At 32.9% G+C, this 24540-nt stretch carries 19 protein-coding genes; 12 read left to right on the top strand and 7 right to left on the bottom strand.

Features of this window, described 5'->3' with window-relative positions:
- Positions 1–2 precede the first annotated feature (2 nt).
- The 4 genes from PQ963_02150 to PQ963_02135 all read right to left on the bottom strand — a co-directional run bounded on the left by PQ963_02150 (position 3) and on the right by PQ963_02135 (position 8235).
- Positions 3–3257 carry a TaqI-like C-terminal specificity domain-containing protein gene (locus PQ963_02150; GenBank protein ID MEN4028470.1) on the bottom strand — a complete coding sequence of 1085 codons (3255 nt, stop codon included), beginning with the start codon at positions 3255–3257 and terminating at the stop codon, positions 3–5.
- 1 nt (position 3258) lies between these two features.
- Positions 3259–6444 (bottom strand): helicase-related protein, encoded by a 3186-nt coding sequence (locus tag PQ963_02145; protein MEN4028469.1) that lies wholly within the window; start codon positions 6442–6444, stop codon positions 3259–3261.
- Between the two features lie 259 nt (positions 6445–6703).
- The gene (locus PQ963_02140) at positions 6704–6832 is read right to left on the bottom strand and encodes a hypothetical protein (GenBank protein ID MEN4028468.1); all 129 of its coding nucleotides are present in this window, start codon (positions 6830–6832) and stop codon (positions 6704–6706) included.
- Positions 6833–6864: 32 nt separating this feature from the next.
- Positions 6865–8235, bottom strand: a complete 1371-nt coding sequence (locus PQ963_02135; protein MEN4028467.1) for an MBL fold metallo-hydrolase — start codon at positions 8233–8235, stop codon at positions 6865–6867.
- A gap of 400 nt (positions 8236–8635) precedes the next feature.
- On the opposite strand from PQ963_02135, the gene PQ963_02130 reads away from it, so the two are divergent.
- Together PQ963_02130 and PQ963_02125 are read left to right on the top strand one after the other, a co-directional pair.
- Positions 8636–9577, top strand: coding sequence for an ATP-binding cassette domain-containing protein (locus tag PQ963_02130; GenBank protein ID MEN4028466.1), 942 nt, complete (start codon positions 8636–8638; stop codon positions 9575–9577).
- Positions 9578–10342, top strand: coding sequence for an ABC transporter permease (locus tag PQ963_02125; protein MEN4028465.1), 765 nt, complete (start codon positions 9578–9580; stop codon positions 10340–10342). It abuts the gene before it with no gap.
- Positions 10343–10717: 375 nt separating this feature from the next.
- Here the strand turns inward: PQ963_02125 and PQ963_02120 are convergent, their stop codons facing one another.
- Together PQ963_02120 and PQ963_02115 are read right to left on the bottom strand one after the other, a co-directional pair.
- On the bottom strand, positions 10718–11014 hold the full coding sequence (locus PQ963_02120) for a DUF2098 domain-containing protein (GenBank protein MEN4028464.1): 297 nt from the start codon (positions 11012–11014) through the stop codon (positions 10718–10720).
- Between the two features lie 51 nt (positions 11015–11065).
- On the bottom strand, positions 11066–11362 hold the full coding sequence (locus tag PQ963_02115) for a PRC-barrel domain-containing protein (protein ID MEN4028463.1): 297 nt from the start codon (positions 11360–11362) through the stop codon (positions 11066–11068).
- 207 nt (positions 11363–11569) lie between these two features.
- Between PQ963_02115 and PQ963_02110 the strand changes: the two genes are divergently transcribed.
- The 3 genes from PQ963_02110 to deoC all read left to right on the top strand — a co-directional run bounded on the left by PQ963_02110 (position 11570) and on the right by deoC (position 15222).
- Positions 11570–12658 carry a CBS domain-containing protein gene (locus PQ963_02110; protein ID MEN4028462.1) on the top strand — a complete coding sequence of 363 codons (1089 nt, stop codon included), beginning with the start codon at positions 11570–11572 and terminating at the stop codon, positions 12656–12658.
- A 123-nt stretch (positions 12659–12781) separates the two neighbouring features.
- Positions 12782–14482: a tRNA uridine(34) 5-carboxymethylaminomethyl modification radical SAM/GNAT enzyme Elp3 gene (locus PQ963_02105; protein MEN4028461.1), complete on the top strand. Its 1701-nt coding sequence runs from the start codon at positions 12782–12784 to the stop codon at positions 14480–14482.
- A gap of 53 nt (positions 14483–14535) precedes the next feature.
- Positions 14536–15222, top strand: coding sequence for a deoxyribose-phosphate aldolase (gene deoC, locus PQ963_02100; GenBank protein ID MEN4028460.1), 687 nt, complete (start codon positions 14536–14538; stop codon positions 15220–15222).
- Between the two features lie 373 nt (positions 15223–15595).
- Here the strand turns inward: deoC and PQ963_02095 are convergent, their stop codons facing one another.
- On the bottom strand, positions 15596–16303 hold the full coding sequence (locus tag PQ963_02095) for a hypothetical protein (GenBank protein MEN4028459.1): 708 nt from the start codon (positions 16301–16303) through the stop codon (positions 15596–15598).
- Between the two features lie 769 nt (positions 16304–17072).
- Here PQ963_02095 and PQ963_02090 point away from each other — a divergent pair.
- From PQ963_02090 to PQ963_02060, 7 genes are all read left to right on the top strand, one after another.
- Positions 17073–18623 (top strand): asparagine synthetase B, encoded by a 1551-nt coding sequence (locus PQ963_02090; protein MEN4028458.1) that lies wholly within the window; start codon positions 17073–17075, stop codon positions 18621–18623.
- A 12-nt stretch (positions 18624–18635) separates the two neighbouring features.
- Positions 18636–18866, top strand: a complete 231-nt coding sequence (gene gatC / locus PQ963_02085) for an Asp-tRNA(Asn) amidotransferase subunit GatC (GenBank protein MEN4028457.1) — start codon at positions 18636–18638, stop codon at positions 18864–18866.
- Entirely contained in the window at positions 18863–19351 is a 489-nt protein-coding gene (locus tag PQ963_02080; GenBank protein ID MEN4028456.1) for an amino acid-binding protein, read from the top strand. Before gatC ends, PQ963_02080 begins: the two co-directional genes overlap by 4 nt.
- A 3-nt stretch (positions 19352–19354) precedes the next feature.
- Positions 19355–20365: a homoserine dehydrogenase gene (locus PQ963_02075; GenBank protein ID MEN4028455.1), complete on the top strand. Its 1011-nt coding sequence runs from the start codon at positions 19355–19357 to the stop codon at positions 20363–20365.
- 28 nt (positions 20366–20393) lie between these two features.
- Positions 20394–21611, top strand: a complete 1218-nt coding sequence (locus tag PQ963_02070; protein ID MEN4028454.1) for a cofactor-independent phosphoglycerate mutase — start codon at positions 20394–20396, stop codon at positions 21609–21611.
- A gap of 72 nt (positions 21612–21683) precedes the next feature.
- Positions 21684–23285, top strand: coding sequence for a CTP synthase (glutamine hydrolyzing) (pyrG, locus tag PQ963_02065; GenBank protein MEN4028453.1), 1602 nt, complete (start codon positions 21684–21686; stop codon positions 23283–23285).
- On the top strand, positions 23286–24443 hold the full coding sequence (locus PQ963_02060) for an A24 family peptidase C-terminal domain-containing protein (protein MEN4028452.1): 1158 nt from the start codon (positions 23286–23288) through the stop codon (positions 24441–24443).
- The last annotated feature ends 97 nt before the right edge of the window (positions 24444–24540 follow it).

Below are 24540 nucleotides of genomic sequence, written 5' to 3'. Positions count from 1 at the left end.
ATTTATTCTTGATTGAAATTTCCAATAATTTTTCTTTCTTTAGGAGTTAATTCATACAAATCATATATTAGTTTATCAAGTTCATTTTCTAGCTTCTTTACTTCATTTTGTTTTTTATCATCGGTTAAATAATCATTATTTCTTGTTATTTCGAATATCTGATTAATTAATTCAATGTAAGCTTTTTGTTCTAGTATAGAGATTAATTTGACAGGTAATTGTTTTATATAAGTAGTTTTAACTTGAGCAAACGTTCTACCAGACATTTCTTGTGAAACATATTGATATAGATAATTAAATAATCTAGAATTTAATAATGCTAGAACATATTTTAAATCTAAAGAACTTTTATCTTCCTTTGGAACTATTAAATGAACAGTTTTATCAAGAAAATAAGAATTAAAATCTATTGTTGCAACAATTTTATTTGAAGTTTGCCTATAAATTATTTTTGGATTTTGCTTCAGAAAATTTTCAGAGAATCTAAATGTATCAACTTCATAATCTAAATAACTTTCATAGTCGTGTTTTAAATAATTATTAGGAGAATCAATATAATATTTAACTATATTTCTACCTTTTAAGAAAGGTATATCTTTAGAATCTAATTGTTTGCCTTTATAAAATACTCTTTTACCTATTGAATTTCCTCCTCTCTTTTTACCCCTACCTTTTGTCCAATAATTAAAACCCACGTCTTTAACATAAAAAATATTATCAATTAGTTCAATGTTTGGAATTCCTAAAATTTTTCTTAATATGGGATTTCGAGCTTTCAATGGTTTATCAGATTTTTTTTCTATTTCAATTAGTTCTTCATCAAAATTAGCTATTGAATCCTTTGAAGTTTTGATATTAAAGGTATAAGGATAATTGACTTCTCTTTTTTTAATACTACTAAGTACCGCTACAAACACAGTTGGATCGTCAAATATATGAACATTTTTAAAATCATGAATTTCAGTGATTATAACTTCACTAGTTAATTTTTTTCGTAACAATTTAAAGTAATCTCCATTTAAAAATGTGTTAGGAGTTATATATACAATTGTTCCGTTATTTCTCAATAAAAACAATCCATTTTCATAAAATGCCACATATATATCATTATTTCTTTTAAAGGTTTCAAATTTGTCCTCATACATTTTTTTAAAGGCTTCATCATATACTATCCCATATGGAGGGTTAGCAACTACTACATCAAATCCAGGATTTTTCCTTTGAAAGACCTCTGCAAAATATAATTTCCATAAAAAGAAAGGTTTTGAATTACCTTTTTTATAATGCTCAAGCTTTTGAATAGCTTCTTCATTACCTTCTTCTTTAAGAGTTTCCTCAATTAATTCCCATTCTATTTTGTCAATTTCTGCCCTATAACTATCTTTCTGCCTTTTATTCTGTTCATTAAAGTAAAGTTTTTGCAGTTCTCTTAACCTTTTTAGCTTTTTACGTGATTCTTGAAGCCTTTCATCATATAAGGTTATCTGTTTTAACTCTTTTTTTTCTTTAGGCTTTTCTAACAGAATATTTTCATCGAATAACTTTAGACCATTATATTCTTCCAGAAGGCTATTTCCACACATTACTTTATGATCTAAGTTAGGTAATGGTTTTATATCATCAATAGATTCTTCATCAACTATAAGAGAAAGCCAAAACCTTAATTTTGTTATATCCACTGCAGAAGAGTCTAAATCTACTCCATAAAGGGAATTTTCAATTATTTGATGCTTAATATCATAATTTACATTAATTTCATCTTTTAATAAAGATAAAATAGACTTAACTTTAAGCATTTCATTCATCATACCAACAAGGAATGCACCTGATCCAACAGCAGGGTCTACAATTTTAACCTCATCAATTAATTTGTCAATAATATCTTTTTCAGCGATTATAGATTCTGGAAGTGCATACATTTTAGAAGATTGGCCTAATTCCTTAGCTCTGATAATTGAATCTAATGCAAAATCTCCTAACTGGATAAAACTTTCAATATCTTCTTTTGGAATTTCTAAATGAGTACCAAGATAATTAATAAGGCTCTGCTGGCACATGTAATGCACAATTTCTCTTGGAGTATAAAAAGCACCTTTTGATTTCCTATCCTTAACTTCAAGTAAATTTTCAAAGACTTTCCCTAACATTTCAGGGTCTACAGCCACTATTCTCTCTAAAGGTTCGTCTTCTTTTATTGTAAAGTTAAACAGGTCAAAAGTATTTAAAATATCTCCAAATATTTTATTATCAATTTTAATACCGGTTTTACGCCAATTATATAAATTAATAGGCTCAAACAAACCCCCATTTAAAAAAGGAATTTTACATTCAAATTTTTCATAGTAATCATCGTATCTATCAGTAGCCAATGCATCATAAAATAAATGTTCTAATACATCGTTGAAGAAATTGTCATAATCTTTTTTATCATAAAGAGTTCTTAAGAAGTTTTTAGGACCAGTTCCCCATTCCTGATCCATCTCTACTCCAAGCCACCCCTTCTTTTGCAGGAAGTAAATAAATACAATTTGCCCCATTAGTTTTTTTGCAAAATCCGCAGTGATTATATTCTTTTCATCGAATTCAGCTTTTATTACAGGATCTTTCCCAATTATTTTATCTAATGAGTCCTTTAGGCGTAAAAAAAGCTCTTTATATTCATTGAAGAATTCTTTAGTTACTTTTTCTACGCTGAAAGCAGTTTCAATCTCTTCAACAGTCGGATCTTCAGTTTCTTTTTCTATTAAGGGTAAAAATTGACTTCTACAGGTATGGTTCGGCTCATTTTTACCAACTAAAAATGAATATCTTTTTGCAGGGGTTAGCTTTTCATCAACCTTTAAATTACCTTTTTCGTCCTTAAAAAGTTCATAATCTACTTTTACAAGTGAAAACCGCCAATCTTCAGGATTATCACCATAAAAAGCAACCAATGATGCATTCCTATTAAATTTTTTAAGGTAATTAGCAATTGAATTTCGCTGCATAGTTCTTGCTTTTTCAACAGAACTATCTCTTTTAAGTTTAACTGCAAAAACTTCAATTGTTTCTTTATTAGAGTCCCTGTATACTCCTAAAGATTGTAATTTTTCGATATAATCGTTATATTCCGTGCTTAGTGGAACTGAATCCTCTTCAAAGTTCTTCTTAAACTTAAAATGGTTAAATAATTCATTAATAAAAATTGCAAATCTTTCAATGTCAAATTCCTGATTAAAAGTTTCATCTAAAAGTTTTACAGCTCTTTGACTATCCATTTTATTCACCAATTAAATATTCAGATAAAATAACTTCCCTATGCCCAGAAGGCTCTGGTGGAGCATTACTATCTCCTTTTAAATATTCTGAAGGTATCCCTGCTCTAATTTTCCCTAAAATTTTAAGCGGTTCTAAATCTTCCAAATCATTTAATTCTTTGACTAATTTTTTACTAAGTCCCTTTGGTAGAACTCCATCATCCAATAATCCAATTACATCTCGTAAATATTCCTCATCATCTTCACTAAATTGCTTTTGCATCCGCAATGTTGCATTAATTATCTTAATAAGTTTCGTTGAATGGCTTCTACTGCCTGTTTTAATTTTTTCCTCTTCAACATCAAAAACCGCTTCAAATTCTTTCTTATTAATATCTAAATGATTATAAAATTCTGCATCTATTTTTTCAGCTTTAGTCTCCTTATCAACTTCAAGAATTTCTGCAGCTTCAATGAAATCAAGCTCTTCAGCATTTTCTCCCTTAGTTATAAATATTTTCCTTAATTTCCCGCTTTTAAAGAACGTTAATAATGAATTATAATTTTCTAAATGTTTTCTTGCAGTTCTGGCTTTTTTAGGAAGTTTCTTAATCTTATTAAATAAATTCGGTTCATTATCCCTTATATCTCTTAAAAATGTCAAATATTTGAGTTCGTGGTCCACTTCCTCTTCATCTTCTCCAGTTATTGTTTCTTTTGAAGTTAATCTATTGAATAAATCATGAGATTTTATTTCTTCATCAGTAAGTAATTTTGAATCATTTCCAAGCATTTCAATAAAAGCAGCTATTTTAGACGTGGCAGCTTCTTCTAAACCTATAAGCTCGTTTATTGGGCCTGCAGGGAAGAAATTATATATAAAAACTTTATCAAACTTGGTATCAACCCTCTGGATACGTCCCACTCTCTGCATCATCCTTGTCGGATTCCAGGGAATGTCATAATTTATAACAACATTAGAACGGTGCAGGTTAACACCCTGAGATAAAACATCAGTAGAAACCAGTATTTGATAATCGTCCTCTGGATTTCTTTCTTTAGCATCAAAATTCTTTATAACTTTTCGGCGCATTGATTCAGGTGAATCACCTGAATATGCTAATGTCACTTTTCCGAAGGCTTTATTCAGTTTTTCTTCTAAATAAAATGCAGTTTCCTTTGATTCAGTAAAAACAAGTATTTTATTGTCTCCAAGATTTTTATCCTCTTTTAAAACTCTTATGAATTCATCAAGTTTAGGATCATCTGTAATATCATCCCACATAGCTTGAATTTCCTCTAAAACTTCTAAATCTCTCATTAAATCTTTTAAAAACTCCGATTCAAAATCAGATGAATCATATCTTTCTGCCCTGCCCTCTGTTATCAAATGTTGTATGGCAGCATCGTCGTCGTTTTCCAGTAATTCAAATATCTTATTTATATCCTTTTTACTTACATATACGTTCCCTTTTTTGTATTCACCAATGAAGCGAGTGTATGAAAGGATAAATCTATCAATACTATTTTTAAAAGCATGAAAACTACTTTCTAATCTTTTTGAAAGAAGAATTTTCATGAACCTTCCCATGTTTCTTTGAGAAACTTTTTCAAGAGGAGTTAAATCTCTTTTAAGGTACAATAACGGAGTATATCTGGAGTAACTGAATTCCCTAATAATTAACGCCAATGTCCTGTTAAAAATATTATCTAATTTTTCATCGAAATGATAATAAATAGGTTCTGGATCTTCCACATCAGGGAATTTTAGCCCCTGTTTTTCTAAATCCTTACCATAATACTTCATTATGCTTGTTCTGGTTCTTCTAACCATTAAATATTGCAGTACATTTTCCCTGATCTCATCAGCATTTTCCTGTACTACCCTCAGGTATTCTTCCTTATCCCTTCTCCTATCCAAACCATTTAATCTATTTTGAAGTTTAGTGAAGTATTTCTCCAGGTCCCTTACTTCTGGATTAGGAAGTGTGGATTTACGCGGTTTCTGGAATAATTTTATTTGATTTAAGACATCCCTTGGAGTGTTATTAAGTGGAGTTGCAGATACCAGTACTACTCTCTTTCCCTGGCAGATTTGCGATAATTTAGCAAATCCCTGGGTTTCTTCGTTTCTAAAATCGTGTGATTCATCAATAAATATATTGCTGTATTTATCTACTCCCCTATCAATTATTTTATCTAATTTACCTTTTGATTCAAATTCTACGCCTCTTACTCCAAAATCAACAAAAACGTTTGGCCATGACCCAGGATTATCTCTATCAAGTAAAATTGGAGGAGCTATTACCAAAGTACGGCCATCTAATTGTTGAGCAAGCATTGCAGAAATGTATGTCTTACCTAAACCCACAACATCTGCTAAAAAAACGCCGCCATACTCTTCAAGTTTCATTTTAGCGTCCCTAACAGCATCCTTTTGATATTCCAAATCTAAAAAGTTTTCAGGTAAAAGCGCTCTTTTAAGTTCTTCCTGGTCAATATTGATTTTTTCTTTGAGGTATTCGTAAAGGAATTTGAGATAAAGCTCATAAGGAGTAATTGAGTCATTTAACCATGTTTTTTGCTTTATTGTCTCCACATATTCTTCAGATACTTCTACAGATTTTTCCCATAATTCATTGAACTTTTCTAAAGAAAATTCGTAATCATTTCTATTTTTCAATTCAACGTTGAATTCAATGTTATCATTTAAACCTGCTTTGGTAAAATTGCTTGATCCTGTTATTACTCGTCCTTTATCCCTATCATCTTCATCAAAAGTCATGATGTAAAGTTTTGCATGTATTCGCTCTGAAGGAAATGCCTTTATCTCTAATTTTCCAGATTTAAGCCATTCTATGAATTTTCTGATACCTGTTTCAACATTGAACGAATCTTCGGATGTTTCCATTTCATTTATTATTTTACTGGAAAACTCTTCTTTGGTTTCTTTGCTTGATAAAAAATTAAAGCTTTGTTCAGCTTTTGATCTTTGAATCCAACCAAATGTTTCTTTATTAGTGCTAATTCCAATCAGTATTCTAATCTTTTCTGTTTTTTCCAAAGATTTATAAAGAGAATGAAATCCGCTTGTGTAAAAATAGCCAACTAAACAATCAAAAAATTGAGTATCTTTAATAAGAGTATTGAATCTATCTACAAGCTTCTTTCCAGGTTCATTTGTTATAAAAGTTAGATCATTAGTCATACTGCGCCCCTTTATTCCTATTAATCAATAGTCTTTGTTTTTATAAAATCTTTGTATAATGAAACAAATGTGGACTTTATAGTTACATTCAATAGAACTTGTGAATTATTAGTATAAACCTATAGATAAATGTTTAGGTCTTTAGTTTAATGTTTAATGTTTAGCATGTAACTGTATAATTATAGTAATCCTCTTAACTTTTTTGACCTGACTTCCATCAAATGTAAGCAAAAATTTATAGAATGAAATCCAATAACATTCACAGATTCACGAAAAATCTTGATTCGTCGTTAAAACCAATTATATCTTCATCAGGGTTAGTTAAGTTTGGAGCTTTTTCTAAAATCTCGATGCTTTCAAAAACTTTGTTTTTGATGCCCGAAAACATAGTTTCGACGGCTAACTGAACATTTTCTAACTTCAGTCTTTAACTGTGGGATATCCTGCACTTAGCCAGGCATTCATGCTGCCGATGACATTTGCAACATTTTTATAGCCATTTTTTTGAAGTATGCTTATTGCAATACCTGTCTTAAATCCTGAATCGCAGTATGCAACGATTTTTTTGTCTTTTGGAATTTCATTAAGACGATCCTTCAAATATCCAACAAAAATATGGTATGCTCCTTCTACACGTCCCACTTTTTCGTATTTACCAATTTTTCGTGCATCAAGAATGAATATTGATTCATCATTAAGATTTTCTTTTAATTTATGCACAGACCAGATGTCTGCAGTTTCTATTTCACCCCCACCTTTAAACCATGATGTAAATCCTCCTTCAAGGTAGCCAAAGATGTTATCATAACCTGTGCGAATAAAATGTTTGATTGTATCAGTTATCTGGGTACCATCTTCATCAATTAAAATAATAGGATCCTCATAGTTAAGCATCCATCCTGCAAAAACAGGTAAGCCCTCTTTCCAGATGTTGAGTGTATCTTTAATGTGCCCTCCTGCAAAACTGGGAGGTGTTCTGATATCTACAACCTGGGCCCCATTTTTAATATGTTCTTTAAGTTCTTCCATGTTTAAATGCTTAAGATAGGGAGTTTTGCATAGAATTGGAGCTCCTTTACTGTTATACTCAGCCATTTTATCAAAATATGGAGGTTTTTCGATTTTTTCATTCATCTTATGGGCCATAAATTCTTCTCTATTATATCTGACTACAGGATTCGTTTTTTTCTCATATCCAATAGTTGTGTATTCATGCTGGCGAATATCCGCCCCACAGGGAGATCCAGCTCCATGAGCAGGATAAACTATTACGCTATCTCCTAAAGGAAGAATTTTTTCATGTAAACTTTTGTAGAGGTTCCAGGCCATCCTCTGATTTTCATCACTTCCATAAAGGTCTGTTCGACCTACTTCGCCTGCAAAAAGAGCATCACCAGTAAAAACTGCATAAAAATCGTCTGAAACACTTTTATCTTTTAATGTTATGGAGATGCTTTCGTCAGTATGTCCTGGTGTTTCTAAAATTCCAAATTCAAGAGATCCAATTTTAAAACTATCTCCTTCTTTTACTGTACTCCCTACTTTGAAATCAGGATTGTCTCCATGATATATCTCACAATCAATGATATTTGATAAGTTCAGCGATCCAAGTACGAAATCTTCGTGAATATGTGTTTCAAAAATGTGGGTAATCTTTAGATTATACATTTCTGCAAGCTTTAAATAAATTTCACAATCTCTTCGCGGGTCTACAATAGCTGCATGATTTTTGGAGCCTATAAAATAGGATTTATGTGCTAATCCTTCACTTTTTATTATTTCAAATATCATTAAACCACCGTTTAACTTTTTAGGTTCAAATAGAAAGATATATTATTTTGGAGAAATGGAGTGTTAACTGGAGATATATTTATAATAAAAAATATTTAAAATTAACTGAATTTTTAAAATAAATAACAGCTAACTTATGATATAAAAGCTAAACAGATTTATTTTTACTTTAATAGACCGGATTATTTTTAAATTTAGTTTTAATACATTAATTTGGATATTCAGTTGCTTTTATAATTTATTTAAAATTTCAATTATATTTTTATCTGCAGTTGCAGCACTTTAATGGTTAGCTTTATAAAATCTCAAAAACAAAAATAGTTAAAGTATGTAATAATCCGACTTACCATACCATTTTTATTATTTTAAATAGGATAATTAAAGCTCTTAAGGGAATATAATGGATAATATTATTGAAACATACAATATTTCAAAAAAATTTAATGATTTCACTGCAGTGGATTCTGTGAATCTGGAAGTTGAAACAAACAGTGTTTATGGCTTGCTTGGGCCAAATGGAGCTGGGAAAACCACACTTATTTCAATGCTCTGCACAATTTTGCATCCAACATCTGGAACAGCAACTGTTAATGGTTATGATATAGTAAAACAACCTAAAGAGGTTAGAAAATCTATAGGCATTGTTTTTCAATCCAGAGCCCTGGATGACATATTAACTGGAAGGGAACACCTTGAAATGCACGCAGCTCTTTACGGTGTTCCAAAAGATGTCCGATCAAAACGTATTGATGAAGTACTGGATTTAATTGACCTTGGAGAAAAGGCAGACGAATTTACAAAAACATATTCTGGAGGAATGAAAAGAAGACTGGAAATTGGAAGGGGCTTAATTCACTACCCCAAAGTTCTTTTTTTAGACGAACCAACTCTGGGACTTGATCCACAGACTCGAGAGAAAATATGGGGATATATTGAGGATTTGAATAAAAGAGAAAATATAACAGTTCTTTTAACCACTCATTACATGGAAGAGGCTGACAATCTCTGTGATAAAATTGCAATTTTTAATCAGGGTAAAATAGTAACTACAGACTCCCCAAAAAACCTCAAAAGAGAATTAAAAGCAGATACAATTACTTTAGTGGTTGATGATACGGAAAAATTCCAGAATCTGGCTGGAAACCTTGATTTTATTAAAGAAATGTTTGTAATGGATGGTGAAATTAAATTAATGGTTGAAAGAGGAGAAAATCTAATTACAAATGTTGTAAATTTTGCAGTTCAAAACAGGATTGAAGTTAAATCTGTTGAACTTGATCATCCAAACCTGGAAGATGTATTTATAAAATACACAGGATCCAGCATGAAGGGGAGAAAATAAATGGCAGAATTAGAAGGAATTTACACAATCTGGCTTCGAGAAACGAAAAGATACATCAGATATAAGTCCCGTATTGTAACTTCTGTTGTAACACCTCTTTTATGGTTAATAATCTTTGGAACTGGTTTAGGGGCTGCTTTGAGATTCGGAGGAATAGGACTGGATTACCAGCAATTCATATTTCCAGGAATAATAGGGCAGACTCTCCTATTTACTTCTGTATTTTCAGGAGTTTCAGTAATAATTGATCGTCAATACGGATTTTTAAAAGAGATTCTTGTAGCCCCAATTTCGCGACCTTCAGTTGTAATAGGTAAAGCACTGGGAATAAGTACTGCATCTTTGATCCAGGGAGTTATATTACTGCTTTTATCATTCATAGTTGGAATTTCCATGACAATCTCCTGCTTTCTGGTGAGCACATTACTTATTATACTGATTTCTATGGGATTAGCCTGTTTAGGACTTATGATAGCGTCATTTACAGATAGTATGGAAGGATTTAACCTTATTTTAAGTTTTATAGTGCTTCCAATGTTTTTACTAAGTGGAGCACTTTTTCCAATAACTGGACTTCCAGAATGGCTGCAGTTTGCAGTTTATTTGAATCCACTGACTTATGGAGTGGACGCGCTACGTTTTACAATTCTCCATGAATCTGTACTGCCGTTATACGTTAACACTGCAGTTTTAGGGCTTTTTGCAGTAGCTACAATATCAGCATCAGCATATCTTTTCAGTAAAAAAGAGCAGGAGTTAATGTAAGCATATTTTTTAAGAAAGCGTTGAAAATCTATGATTTTTAGAAAATTGGCCTAAAATGGCATAATAGGTGATGTTTGAGATATATATAGGAACTTGAATGAATATGTTTTTAAGTTTTTTGGAATTTGAATTTTCCATGTTTTTTCATGGTTTTAGATTACTTCGTTATATTGTAATATAACGAAATTCTAATTAATACTATTAAATTAAGTGATATTAATAAATTATGGATATATTAATAGGTTTATGAATTTAAAACTGTAAATACTATTTTTTTATTCATTTATATCTATCAAAATTTAAAAAGGATTTCTGCAGAGCCTATAAAAAATAAAAACTAATAAAATTATTCTAAAAAAATGAGGAAATTTAAGCTTATCCTCCACCATCACATAGCTCAGAGGACATATCAACATCTTCGCCGACAGTTTTTTTGATTTTCCTGATTTTTTCTTTTAGACCCTCTTTTGAAACTTTTGTAAGCTTTTCATCACCTTTATCAATCATTTGGAGAGTATTGATCTTATACCAAAGGTTTGTACTGCCAATTTTTGCCCATACGTCGTTATCAACAGTTTTGATAGCTTCAACTTTACCCATAGTACCTGTTCCCTGATATATGACATATGATCCTTTTGCTATTGATTTACCGCATACATCAGTAACTTCCATAATCTGCCTCCCAGGATACCATTTTTTGAATTTTTATGAAGACATGATATTTTATTTATTAAGAGTTAATCTTGTTTTTTTGAGACTTCCTTCTTCTGTTTCCTTTTTCTCTTCCACAATTTCTTCTATTGAACTTCCTTCAATATTTAAAAGTAAATAGTCCCCTATCTGATTTATGTCTTCAGATTTAATTTCAAAATTTTTATTTCTAGGCCATATATCGCCTGTAGAAACTGTTATTGAATTAATTAATCCTTCCTTAGGCGCTATATCTATGTCAGACACTTTACCTATTTCCTTTGCGTTTTTATCCAGAACTTTTTTACCTATAAATTCGCTTACTTTCATAAATTCACCCAATTTTAGTATGTTTCTTTATTCTTATATTTTTTATTACTGTAAGTTCCAGGTTGATAAGGTTAATAAGTACCTTTTTTATAATAATATAATGGAATATTATTACTTTAAATGAAAAAGTGCCCTTTAAAAATCGATCTTATAATTTGAAGAAAACTTATTAACATGTTAGGTCAATAGTTAATACAGGTGAAAAAAATGAAGTCATCATTTAAAATATTCAGTATTTCTGGAATTCCAGTGGAACTACACATTTCATTCCTTTTATTGATGGTGGTAATCTTTGCCCTTGCATTTTTAGAAATAATTACATTATATTTAGCATTTTTAATCACTCTAATATTTGTAACGGTAGTAATACATGAATTGGGCCATTCTTATGTTGCAAAAAGGTATGGAATTTCTGTTGAAAGAATTGTTCTACTTCCAATTGGAGGAGTTGCTGCAATGGGTGAAATACCCAAAGATCCAGGACAGGAACTTAAAATAGCAATAGCAGGGCCACTTACAAATTTTATTATAGCATTTTTTTGTCTTGCAGGTCTTTTTATCACTGGAGGAATTGGTGCCTTAGGTGTTTCACAATTTTTTATATTTTATGCTCCAAATGCATACATAAATCTGTTCCTTTCTAATTTTTTAGGAATAAACCTTGTACTTGGAATTTTTAATCTGCTTCCTGCATTCCCTATGGATGGAGGAAGAGTTTTAAGGGCATTTCTTGCAAGAAAGATGAATTATGTTAAAGCTACAAAAATTGCGGCAACAGTTGGTAAACAATTTGCCATTTTAATGGCCATTTTTGGCATATTTTTCAGTTTTATCCTTATTTTAATAGCTATATTTATTTATATTGGTGCAGATCAGGAATATAAAACAGTGATGATCTCATCCATGCTGGAAGGACTTCTTGTAAAGGACATAATGACACCAAACGTTACCACTTTAACTCCTGAAACTCCAGTTTCAGAGGCTTTAAGTACCATGTTCAAGCAAAGGCATATGGGATATCCTATTATTGAAAAAAACAATTTAGTAGGGATTATAACGTTTGAAGACGTATCCAAAGTACCTGAAAGCAAAAGAAGCATTCCAGTAAAAGATATTATGAGTAAAAACCTTATTTTAGCCTCTCCGGATGAACCTGTATTCACTGCGTTTGAAAAAATAATCAAAAACAATATTGGAAGGCTCCCTGTAACTGAAAATGAAAAATTAGTTGGAATTATTTCCAAAACAGATATAATAAATGCTTTAAAAGTTCTGGAAGCTAAATCAGCCCAGTAATTACGAATGATCTTTATTCGCAAAAATCATCACTACATTTATATTGTTTATTGTAATTAAAATAACCTTAATGAACATCAATTTATTAAAATAACAATATTATTTTTTTTGGAGAAAATAGGAATGAAAAATGCATGCGAATTCATAATCAATGAAATTATCGAGGGTAAGATAAAAAACAAAGTAGAATTAGAAAAGGCAAAACTAAACGCCTGCAGGAATTACAAACTTCCAGAATTCATGAGTAATTCTATGATACTGCAATATGCATCTCCAGATGAGAGAAAGAAGATATCCAGCATAATTAGAAAAAAACCCACCAGAACCATTTCAGGAGTGGCAGTAGTTGCTGTAATGTGCAAACCACACAAATGTCCTCATGGAAGATGTTTATACTGTGTTGAAAGTGGAATTGCCCCTCCAAGTTACACTGGAGAAGAGCCTGCAGCTTTAAGGGCGAGAATGTTCAATTTTGATCCATATTTACAGGTTTACAACCGTTTGCTCCAGCTTGAAAGTATAGGGCACCCTCTTGATAAAGTTGAATTGATTATAATGGGTGGAACATTTCCTTCACAATTCCTCTGTTACCAGGAATGGTTTGTAAGCAAATGTCTTCAGGCAATGAATGATTTTGGAATAAAACAGGTATCAATGAACGAGATTCCATCTGAAAGTTTTAGAAGATCCAGTTTAGCAGATAATATTGAAATTCCCAAAGATTTTGTTTATCTAAATGATGTTCAAAGCAAAAATGAAAATTCACAGGTCAGATGTGTGGGTATAACCTTTGAAACCCGTCCAGACTACTGTAAAATACAAGATGTGGATAGAATGCTTGATATGGGAGTTACAAGGGTCGAACTTGGAGTTCAAACCATTTATGATTATATATACAAACGGATTGAGCGTGGGCACACCGTAGAAGATACAGTAGAAGCAGCGCGAATACTTAGAGATTCTGGTATTAAAGTTGCAATGCACCTCATGCCCGGACTTTTTACAGATTTTAAAAGAGATATGCGAATTTTTAAAAGAATATTTACAGATTCAAGGTTTAAACCAGATATGCTTAAAATATACCCCTGTCTTGTAACAAAAGGATCCAAACTTCATGACATGTGGCAAAAAGGAGAATATCAACCATATACAAGCAAAGAAGCTCTTGATTTAATAGTTGAACTAAAAAAAATCCTTCCAAAATGGGTTAGAACCATGAGGATCCAGCGAGATATACCGTCGCCACTTATAGAGGCAGGAGTTAAAAAATCAAATCTTGGTGAGCTTGTTTACAAAAAACTCCGTGAAATGGACGTTGCTTGCAAATGTATCCGCTGTAGAGAAGTTGGACATAAAGCATCTGATGGAATTATTCCTGATAATGAAAATATTAAATTATTAAAGGAAGAATATGATGCAGGGGAAGGGCGTGAGATTTTCTTATCATTTGAAGATATTAAAAAGGATATTTTAATTGGTTTTTTAAGACTTAGAATTCCTTCTAAAAAAGCCCATAGAAAAGAAATAAATGATAAAACAGCCCTTGTAAGAGAATTACATGTTTATGGTTCTATGGTACCTTTAGGTTCGACAGCCATACGAAATTTTCAATTTCGTGGCCCCGAAAATCATAGATTTTCAGCGGAAACAGGTAAATGGCAACACATGGGCTATGGAGAGCGTTTGCTTGAAGAAGCTGAAAAAATAGCGCTTGAAGTTTATGAAAAGAACAGAATAAACGTAATTAGTGGGATAGGAGCTCGAAATTACTATAGAAAGTTTGGATATTCCAGATCAGGTCCTTACATGTCAAAAAATTTATAACCCTTATTTAACTTAAAAAAACTAAGAATATAAAAAGAGAAAATGGTGAATGAATGATAAAATCTTTTCAACTTGCAAAAATGATTGACCACACCAATGTCAGGCGAGATACAAGTGATGAGGATATTGAAGACCTATGTAACGATGCAAAAAAATACGGCTTTGCATGTGTATGTGTTACTCCAGTAAACGTTGCACTTTCAAGAAAACTTTTAGAAGGTTATGATGTAAAGGTTTGTGCTGTTATTGGATTTCCCTTTGGCATAAATACTCCAAAAACAAAGGCATTCGAAGCAAGAGAAGCCATTGAAAACGGGGCCCAGGAAATAGATATGGTAATGAACATAGGAGCTCTGAAGTCTGGCCATGATGATCTGGTTAAAGAAGATATAATGGGGGTTGTAAAGGCTGCAGATAACAACATTGTTAAAGTAATTCTGGAAACAGGGCTTCTAAATAGGGAAGAAAAAGTTAGGGCCTGTTTAATAGCAAAAGAAGCTGGAGCGGATTTTATAAAAACATCAACAGGATTTGGTGTTTCTGGAGCTACACTTGAAGACATTGCTCTAATTAGAAAAACTGTTGGTCCTAACATGGGAATTAAAGCTTCAGGAGGTATAAGAGACTTAAAAACCACTTTAGACATGATAGAAGCAGGTGCAACAAGAATAGGAACATCTACTGGTGTTCAAATTATGGAAGCCCTCGAAAATCAGAGATTTTCGGGGCATCAAACATGAAATGTTTGAAAGCCGTCAAACACGAAGTGTTCGGGGCCACGAAATCATAAGATTTCGTACGGCCCTCGAAAATCAGAGATTTTCGGGGCCCTCAAAATTCGGAGAATTTTGGGGCAGAGAAACGAAAGTTTCTCATGCATCAAACATGAAATGTTTGAAAGCCCTCGAACACGAAGTGTTCGGGGCCACGAAATCGTAAGATTTCGTACGGCCCTCGAAAATCAGAGATTTTCGGGGCCCTCAAAATTCGGAGAATTTTGGGGCAGAGAAACGAAAGTTTCTCATGCATCAAACATGAAATGTTTGAAAGCCTTCAAATACGAAGCTAAAAAAAAATTATATTAAAGAATAAAAAGATAATCGGATTTTCCGATTATGATCCAAACCTGCTTGCGACTAATCCACCAAGGATACCAACAAGACCCACTATCAAAGAACCAATATTTAATCCAGCTTCCTGCATACCTACAGGATCTGCAGGATCGCCTTCTTCAGGCAGTGTTACCTTATGGATTGGTTCTCCTGCTGCAGCAACCATGTTGGGTTGATGTGGATGGATGTGTGGACATGGACCCGGACCCGGGTGTGGACATGGAGCTTGGAAGTTTTGTTTATTTGTTTGGGAATTTTGAGCGTTGTTGTCTCCTGTTGTCTGCTTAATTTTGGACACAATCATTATAGCTATGTTGTTTTCAGGACTTCCTACTTTTATAATGTTGACATTAGTGTTATTGTTGGTTGCTATAGCACTGTTAGTGTTTGTGTTAGCAGCTATGTTTGTATTGTTGTTGTTGCTTGAAGCGTTTACGTAGGTTGCTTGTCCCTGCCCTTGAGTTTGACCCTGATCTTGATTACTTATGCCCTCACCAATAATAATTTCTGTGTTTGAAGCGCCATCAGGATTATTACCTGAATTTTGGTTATCAGTACCTGTTGCATCACTGGTTGTTGTATCAGCTGCTGCTCCATCAGTTGTTGCCCCATCAGTTGTTGGTGCATCTGGAGTTTCTACCACACTACTTCCCACGCTAAAACTTGCGACTAAGACAAGGCCCAGGAAGATTGTTAATATTTTATTCATACTAAATACCTCCAATTTTTTTATTTTATGGCGCAGGGTAAGGTTATGAAACCTTTAAGTTTTGCGTTACCCCTGCTTGCGATATTTTCTCATAAAGATCAACACTTAAGTATTACAAGATATATCTGCAAATTGTTCCCAAACAGGTATTTTGCAGTATATAACTGAATTAAATACTTAAAGAACTGTTAATCTTAGTATTAAGCCAGATACAGTGGTTTTATACTCTTTATGAACACATGAATTCCCGGCTTTTTTTTCTTTTTCATGGTAGTATATCTCATAGGGTTTCTGTAGTATTACCAAATAGTAATATGTTGTTATAATAATAAAAGCTTTACTATTTTTATTAAAACCGAAAATTTTATTAATAAATAATTTATTATAATTAATAACAGAATAATAAGTTATTTTTTTTAAAAAGTATAATAATTCAATTCTTACAATTAAGATAGGAAACTAATAAATAAACTTAAAACATCCAGAGAAGAGTTAATAAGTTAAATTGGAATTAAAATACAGATATTTGGTTTCAATACCATCATAAAATTATTATGGATATATAAATTAATTAAAGAAGTAAAAGTTCAATAATAAACTTAAAGAGTTACAGTACCTGAATAAATACTGTTATTGTTTTAAAAATTAAATATATCAAAAATAAGAGAATATATTTAATTCATTGCTTAAATTCAGTAAAAATAATAATACATACTAAAAGGATGGTAAGGGACCAGTTATTATTAATTTTACATTCAGGAAGATTGAAATGTGCGGAATTGCGGGAATCACTGGAAATAATATATCTGAAAACATTAAAAAAATGCTTATTTCCATTAAACACAGAGGACCGGATGGATCTGGAGTGTTTGTGGACAATAAAGTAGTTTATGGTAATTTAGAAGATATAGATATAGCTGAAGGTAACTTTGGAATGGGACACAATTTGCTTTCTATTGTAGGATGCAACGAATTTCAACCACTGATTAATGATAACCTGGTTTTAATCTGCAATGGAGAGATATATAACTTTCGAGGGCTTTCGAAAACCTACGGTTTTCGATGCCCCGAAAAATCAGAGCCCGCGAACATGGAGTGTTCGGGGCCACAAAATCGTAGATTTTGTGGGATTTTTCGAGGGCTTAAAAAGGAATTTCATGAGGATTTTAAGACAGACTCTGACTGTGAAATAATATTAACTTTGATTAAAAGATTTCATCAAGGTAGTCTTAATAAAGCCGTTGAAAAAGCTATGAAATATCTTGATGGGGACTATGCATTTGCAGTATATGATGGCAAGAATTTTGCAGCAGTTCGAGACCCTGTAGGGGTGAAACCATTATATTTTGGAGAAAATAAGGAGGATAATATTTTTGCATTTGCTTCAAAGAGAAAAGCACTCCAGAATATAGGCATAGAAAATGTTAAAACCTTACCTCCAGATTCAATGATATACAACAAAAAATTATTAAAACTTGATAACACAGGTTTAAAGGTTCAAACATCGCCAGATATCATGAATTTATCAAAGGATGCTCTTAAAAAGAAGCTTAAAAACCTTTTAATAAAATCTGTAGAAAAAAGAGTTCAGGGCTTATCTAAAGTTGGAATACTGTTTTCAGGAGGTATAGACAGTACTTTACTTGCTAAAATTGCAGATGACCTTGGAGTTGAAACCATTCTTTACACTGTTGGCCACAAAGACTCAGTTGACATTAAAGTTTCAAAAGAAACTGCAGAGGCAATGAATCTTCAACTAAAAACCAGGAATATAGGTGTGGAAGATGTTAAAAAATATTTACCACTGGTTTTAGATGCAATAGAAGAATTCAACATCATGAAAATCGGTGTGGGAATGCCTGCATACATTGCATCAGAAATGGCCCATAAAGACGGATTAAAAGTCATGCTCTCTGGTCAGGGAGCAGATGAACTTTTTGGAGGATACAACCGTTATTTAAGACTTTATGAAGAAAAAGGAGAACTTGCACGTGAAGATTTAAAAGAAGATATCTTAAATCTGTACCATGTCAACCTCCAGCGTGATGATGCAGTTACCATGGCAAACAGTGTGGAATTAAGAGTTCCTTATCTTGATCTGGATATTATAAATACTGCAATAAATATACCTATGAAATATAAAATAAGTGGAATAGAAGATAAGTTAAGGAAATGCATCCTTAGAGAAGTTGCTGCAGAGCTGGGTGTGCCTGCTGAAATTGTTAACCGGCCAAAAAAAGCTGCCCAGTACGGTTCTGGTATTCATAAAATGCTAAAAAAAGTTTTAAAAGGAAAAAAATACAAAAACAAATGTTTTTAGAGGGATTAAAATATGAAAATAGAAAAGGCTTCGCGTTCGACGGCTGAGGACATATTAAAAAAATTCGAAAAAGCACTGGAAGATATTCCTGAACTTGAAGAAACCCATTACATAGTTGATAACGTTAACCTAACACGTCCAGATCGTGGAGAAGAAAAAAATCCTGAAAAAATTCTAAAAAACGCACATCTGGATGAAAACGGTAATATCATAGTTGAAAAAAGTAAATGGGTTAAACAATGAGATTAAATCTTGTTTTAGAGCTTTTAGATATTCCTGGCCAGTTAATGGATGTGTTAGAACCTGTAGGAAGGCTTGGAGCAAATATTGTAACCGTTATTCACCAGAGGGATGTTAAAACAGAGAGAGGTACTGTTCCTGTTCAAATTACAATTGAAGGGGATGAAGAAACTCTGGATAAAGTTATAAATACTCTTGAAGCTCAAAAAATTCAGATAATGGAAATTAATGGTGTTTTAAGAAAAGAAACTGTAACCACCATTTTAATTGGGGACATAGTTGATAAAGATGTTAAGAATGTACTTAGAAGGTTCAATGAAGTAGAAGGGGTTAAAGTAGCAGATTTTAACTTAAAAATGTCAGACCATCCTGAAAAATCTGCCTCAAAATTTATAATTGAAGCAGAATATGGCAAAAGAAGGGAAATAATGAAAAAAATTAAAGAAATTGGAACTTCTTATGGTTTTCTGGTAATAAATGAGGTTTAATAGATGAAAGTATGTATTTTAGGTTTTGGTGCGGTTGGAAAAGGAGTTGCAAAGGTTTTCTCCTTGAAAAAAGAGGAAGTAAAAGAAAAATATGGGGTGGATCTTAAAATATCTGCAGTAACTGATACCTCTGGAGCTGCAATTTATGATGAAGGCCTGAACCCTGATTTACTGCTTGAAGTAAAGGAAAAAACTGGAAAAGTATCAAATTATCCTGATTACGGTATATCTAAAATTTCAAACTTAGAGGTGCTGGATAAAGCTGATTATGATTGTCTTGTTGAAGCTACTCCCACAGACATAGAAAACGGTGAACCTGCTAAAACACATATCCTAAAAGCTTTTAACGATGGAAAAGATGTTGTAACATCCAATAAAGGACCTCTTGCACTATCATTTAAAGAATTAGCAAATTCAGCCAAGAATAACGGCGTGGAATTTAAGTTTGAAGCTTCTGTGGGAGGGGCAATGCCTGTTATTAATTTTGCCCATGAAACCCTATCTGGATGTGATATAGATTCTATTTTAGGGATTTTAAACGGCACAACAAATTATATTCTATCAAGAATGGCCAGAGAGGGTTCTTCTTATGAACAGATTTTAAAAGAATCGCAGGAATTAGGAATAGCTGAAACCAATCCTGCCCAAGACGTTGAAGGTTTAGATGCTGCATGTAAAGTGGTTATTCTTGCAAATTCTCTTCTGGATATGGACGTAAGCTTAAAAGATGTTGAAATAACTGGAATATCTAAAATAACACCAGAAGCTGTTTCACTTGCACAAAAAGAGGGATATTTAATTAAATTAATTGGTGAAGTGTCATCCGATACCCTTGAAGTTTCCCCAAGACTTGTAAAGGAAGGTTCACCATTTGCAGTGGAAGGTACACTGAATGTTGCAACCATTAAAACAGACCTCGCAGAGGATGTTACAGTTGTAGGATGTGGAGCAGGGTCAATAGAAACTGCATCAGCTATATTAAGTGATATCATAAGCATTTATAAGTCTAAATAATTCAAATATTTCTGGAGATTCTAAAAATATGAAATACATAGTGATAATAGGAGACGGGATGGCAGATTATCCCCTGAAAGAATTAGACAATAAAACACCTCTTCAAGCATCAGTAACTCCCAACATGGATTACGTGGCATTTAATGGTGTAAGTGGGTTTTTAAAAACAGTCCCAGATAACATGGAACCTGGATCTGATGTTGCAAACCTTTCCATTATGGGTTATAACCCTGAAGACTACTATACTGGGAGAGGCCCTCTTGAAGCAGCAAGTATAGGCGCTGATCTTAAATCAGACCAGGTAGCATTCAGATGCAATTTTATTACAGAAAAAAATGGCAGATTAGCAGATTTTAATGCGAACCATATTTCTACAGAAGAATCTGAAAAGCTTATCAATGCATTAAATGATGAATTTGGGGAAACAGGAAAATTTTATCTGGGTGTTAGCTACAGGAATCTCTTTGTGTTTAATGATGTGGACTCAGAATCCCTTAAATCATCACCACCACATGATATTGTCGGTAAAAGTATTGAAGAGCATTTATTAAAGCCATATGATGATAAAAACGCCGTATTATTAAATAAAGTCATGAGAGAATCTAAAGAATTGCTTAAAAACCATCCGGTAAATCAGGAAAGAGTTAAATCAGGTAAAAACCCGGCAAACATGATCTGGTTATGGGGACAGGGCATAAAACCACAAATACCTTCGTTCACTGATAAATACGGATTAAAAGGCGCTACAATCACTGCAGTTGATTTAATTAAAGGTATCGGGATTCACCTTGGACTTACCAACATTTATGTTCCAGGAGCAACCGGATATTATGATACTGATTATAATCAGAAGGCAGAATATGCAATAAATGGTCTGGATGACCATGATTTGATATTTATCCATGTTGAAGCTCCAGATGAAGCAGGGCATGCTGGAGATATTGAAGAAAAGATCAAAGCAATAGAAAACATTGATTATAAGATACTGGGAAAGCTTCTTGATGAACTCCCCAGGTTTGATGATTACGCTATTTCAGTACTTCCAGACCATGCAACTCCAATATATGTCAAAACACACACCACAGAACCTGTTCCTTATGCAATGTATTCTACTAACGGCATTAAGGACGATGCAACTCAGTACAATGAATTTTCAGCAAAAAGAGGTTCTCTTGGAACCATTGAAGGTCATAAATTTATGAGTAATTTTTTAAGTTTTTCAAAATTGAATGCCCCAAAACAGTAAACCGAAATTATATTTTATAATTTTAGCCAATCAGAGTGAGATTTTAATGATAATAATGATTTTTTAGAGGAGATGGTTCATCTGTCAAAATATATCATAGTAACAGGAGGAGTTGTAAGCTCAATAGGAAAAGGAATAACTGCAGCATCAATAGGAAGAATATTAAGGTCTTACGGGATTGATGTAACTGCAATAAAGATAGATCCATACTTAAACTGGGATTCCGGAACACTTAACCCTTATCAGCATGGGGAAGTGTTTGTAACTGAAGACGGTATGGAAACAGATCTTGATTTAGGGCACTACGAGCGATTTTTAGATACAGAGCTTTCTGGTGATTCTAACATAACAACAGGTAAAGTTTATTCATCTGTTATTGAAAAAGAGAGAAAAGGAGATTACCTTGGCTCCTGTGTGCAGATAATACCGCACATCACCGACGAAATTAAAACGATGGTAAGAAAAATTGCAGGTAAAAGCAGCGCTGACATTGTTCTGGTTGAAGTGGGGGGAACTGTGGGAGATATAGAAAGCCAGCCATTTTTAGAAGCATTAAGACAATTACGTAACGAGGAAGGCCATGACAATGTAATGTTTATTCATGTGACTTACGTGCCTTATCTAAGAGCTGCTGGAGAATTTAAAACAAAACCAACCCAGCACAGTACAAAAGAGCTTAGAAGCACTGGTATCAATCCAGATATGATTGTCTGCAGGTCTGAATATTCAATTGATACCCCCCTAAAACAGAAAATAGCACATTTCTGTGATGTTGAAGTTGATGCAGTTATAAATGCTCCTGACGTTGGTTCAATTTATGAAGTTCCACTAATTTTAAATGAAGAAAATGTGGGTGAATATGTTCTAAAAAGAATAAAAAGGAGTGATGGAAAACCTGATCTGAGCCGCTGGAGTGAAATTGTTGAATCCCTTAAAATTGAAGAACCAGAAGTAATTATTGGGATTATTGGAAAGTACGTGGAGCTGGAAGACGCTTATATCAGTATAAGGGAAGCACTGAAACATGCAGCAGCTGAAGTAGGAGTTAAAGTAAACATTGAATGGATCAGCGCAGAGGATTCTATAGACATAGAAAAACTTGAAGGACTTGATGCACTCCTAATACCTGGAGGATTTGGCGAAAGAGGCATTTCAGGGAAACTGGATGCTGTAAGATATTCAATTGATCATAAGGTTCCTTTATTTGGAATTTGCCTTGGAATGCAGTGCATGGTAATTGAATTTGCAAGAATGCACGGGTTTGAAGATGCAAACAGCACAGAATTTGACCCGGATACAAAAAATCCAGTTATCGACATCATGCCTGAACAGATAAAGGTTGAATACATGGGTGGAACAATGAGGCTTGGCTCTTATCCATGCAATATTAAAAAAGACACATTAGCCTATGACGCATATAAAGTTAAGACAGTAAATGAACGACACAGACACAGATTTGAATTCAACAACGAATACCGCGAAATTCTACAGGAAAAAGGTCTGGTAATTTCTGGTATTTCTCCCAATTATCTGCTGGTTGAAATGATCGAGCTTGAAGACCATCCATGGTTTTTAGGATGCCAGTTCCATCCAGAATTTAAATCAAGGCCAAATAAGGCACATCCAATCTTTGTTTCATTTATGAAGGCAGCATTCGAAAACAAAGGTGATTAAATGACCGAGATACCTTTTTTATGTACAATTATAGCAGTTACTGCATGTTTATATGCCAGTTACACTGACTTAAAATCAGGAATTATCCCTAATAAATTAACTCTTCCATTAATAGGAATTGGAATAGTTCTAAATGGATTTTATGCCTTTATACTGGGTAATATCTGGCTAATAGTTTATACATTGATCTTTACTGCAGCAATTTTTATTCTGGGATACATATTCTGGAAGTTAGGGGCATGGGCTGGTGGAGATGTTAAATTATTCACATGCTTAGCAGCCTTACTTCCATTTTATCCTGCAATTACAGGTTATAATATTTCAGGTGCTTCCTTTCCCATTAATGCATCTTATCCTTTTCCATTCACCCTGATAATTAACAGTATCCTTGCAATACTCCCCTTTTTATTGATATTCATATTCTACATAGCTTTAAAGAAGAAACCGTATCTAATGGATGAGTTAACTGCACTAGTTAAAGATTACAGGAAAAATATAGTTTTAACGCTTGTAATTACCTCAGCAGTTACACTGACCATTATTATTACTCCTTATCTACCCTTTCAGATAATTATAGTTTCTTTAATTTTAATTTATCTTTTAACCCTTGTTATTTCAAAGTTACCTAACAGGATCAAGACTGTAGCTGTATCTGCTTTAACAGTATTTGCACTTTACAGTAATTTAACATTAACAATAAGCAGTGTAATTGTACTATTTTTAATGATAACTGCCATTGAGATTGTTAAAAAGCTCCTCACAACTGTGAATAAGAAAGCGCTGCAGGATGATTATGAAATTAAGGATTTAAAGGAAGGGATGATTCCAGCTTACAACATCTATCAAATGGATGGTGAAGTCTACGTGGATGATAAGGGACTTTTTGAGGGAATAAAAGAGTCAATTAAGAAAGGTGATACTGCAGGCCTACAGGAACCTAAAGGTAAGCTTATAATAAGTAGTATGGCTGCAGGACTATCTGAAGAAGATATTGAACTTTTAAAGAAACTTTATAATGAAAACAAAATTTCTAAGGAGTTTAGAATTAAAAAAGGAGTTCCATTTGCACCATCAATTTTTATAGGTCTTTTAATATCTCTTTTTATTGGAGATCTGGCAGTTATACTCCAGAAAGTGCTTTATTTCCTATTTAGTTAGCCTGAAATCTGGAGTATAATGTTTTGATCTTATAGTTTAAGGTACCTGCCATTAATTTTTGATATACCCAAAATATATATAGTTATAAACATAATTT

Origin of the sequence: Methanobacterium sp., assembly GCA_039666455.1 — an archaeon.
In the GTDB taxonomy this organism is placed as follows: Archaea; Methanobacteriota; Methanobacteria; order Methanobacteriales; family Methanobacteriaceae; genus Methanobacterium_D.
This window is presented reverse-complemented; position numbering and strand designations above follow the sequence as displayed.

Excerpts from the sequence above, each read along its gene's own strand:
- PQ963_02150 (MEN4028470.1), bottom strand. The coding sequence starts at position 3,257 with ATGGATAGTCAAAGAGCTGTAAAACTTTTAGATGAAACTTTTAATCAG.
- PQ963_02145 (MEN4028469.1), bottom strand. The coding sequence starts at position 6,444 with ATGACTAATGATCTAACTTTTATAACAAATGAACCTGGAAAGAAGCTT.
- PQ963_02140 (MEN4028468.1), bottom strand. The coding sequence starts at position 6,832 with ATGTTTTCGGGCATCAAAAACAAAGTTTTTGAAAGCATCGAGATTTTA.
- PQ963_02135 (MEN4028467.1), bottom strand. The coding sequence starts at position 8,235 with ATGATATTTGAAATAATAAAAAGTGAAGGATTAGCACATAAATCCTAT.
- PQ963_02130 (MEN4028466.1), top strand. The coding sequence starts at position 8,636 with ATGGATAATATTATTGAAACATACAATATTTCAAAAAAATTTAATGAT.
- PQ963_02125 (MEN4028465.1), top strand. The coding sequence starts at position 9,578 with ATGGCAGAATTAGAAGGAATTTACACAATCTGGCTTCGAGAAACGAAA.
- PQ963_02120 (MEN4028464.1), bottom strand. The coding sequence starts at position 11,014 with ATGGAAGTTACTGATGTATGCGGTAAATCAATAGCAAAAGGATCATAT.
- PQ963_02115 (MEN4028463.1), bottom strand. The coding sequence starts at position 11,362 with ATGAAAGTAAGCGAATTTATAGGTAAAAAAGTTCTGGATAAAAACGCA.
- PQ963_02110 (MEN4028462.1), top strand. The coding sequence starts at position 11,570 with ATGAAGTCATCATTTAAAATATTCAGTATTTCTGGAATTCCAGTGGAA.
- PQ963_02105 (MEN4028461.1), top strand. The coding sequence starts at position 12,782 with ATGAAAAATGCATGCGAATTCATAATCAATGAAATTATCGAGGGTAAG.
- deoC (MEN4028460.1), top strand. The coding sequence starts at position 14,536 with ATGATAAAATCTTTTCAACTTGCAAAAATGATTGACCACACCAATGTC.
- PQ963_02095 (MEN4028459.1), bottom strand. The coding sequence starts at position 16,303 with ATGAATAAAATATTAACAATCTTCCTGGGCCTTGTCTTAGTCGCAAGT.
- PQ963_02090 (MEN4028458.1), top strand. The coding sequence starts at position 17,073 with ATGTGCGGAATTGCGGGAATCACTGGAAATAATATATCTGAAAACATT.
- gatC (MEN4028457.1), top strand. The coding sequence starts at position 18,636 with ATGAAAATAGAAAAGGCTTCGCGTTCGACGGCTGAGGACATATTAAAA.
- PQ963_02080 (MEN4028456.1), top strand. The coding sequence starts at position 18,863 with ATGAGATTAAATCTTGTTTTAGAGCTTTTAGATATTCCTGGCCAGTTA.
- PQ963_02075 (MEN4028455.1), top strand. The coding sequence starts at position 19,355 with ATGAAAGTATGTATTTTAGGTTTTGGTGCGGTTGGAAAAGGAGTTGCA.
- PQ963_02070 (MEN4028454.1), top strand. The coding sequence starts at position 20,394 with ATGAAATACATAGTGATAATAGGAGACGGGATGGCAGATTATCCCCTG.
- pyrG (MEN4028453.1), top strand. The coding sequence starts at position 21,684 with ATGGTTCATCTGTCAAAATATATCATAGTAACAGGAGGAGTTGTAAGC.
- PQ963_02060 (MEN4028452.1), top strand. The coding sequence starts at position 23,286 with ATGACCGAGATACCTTTTTTATGTACAATTATAGCAGTTACTGCATGT.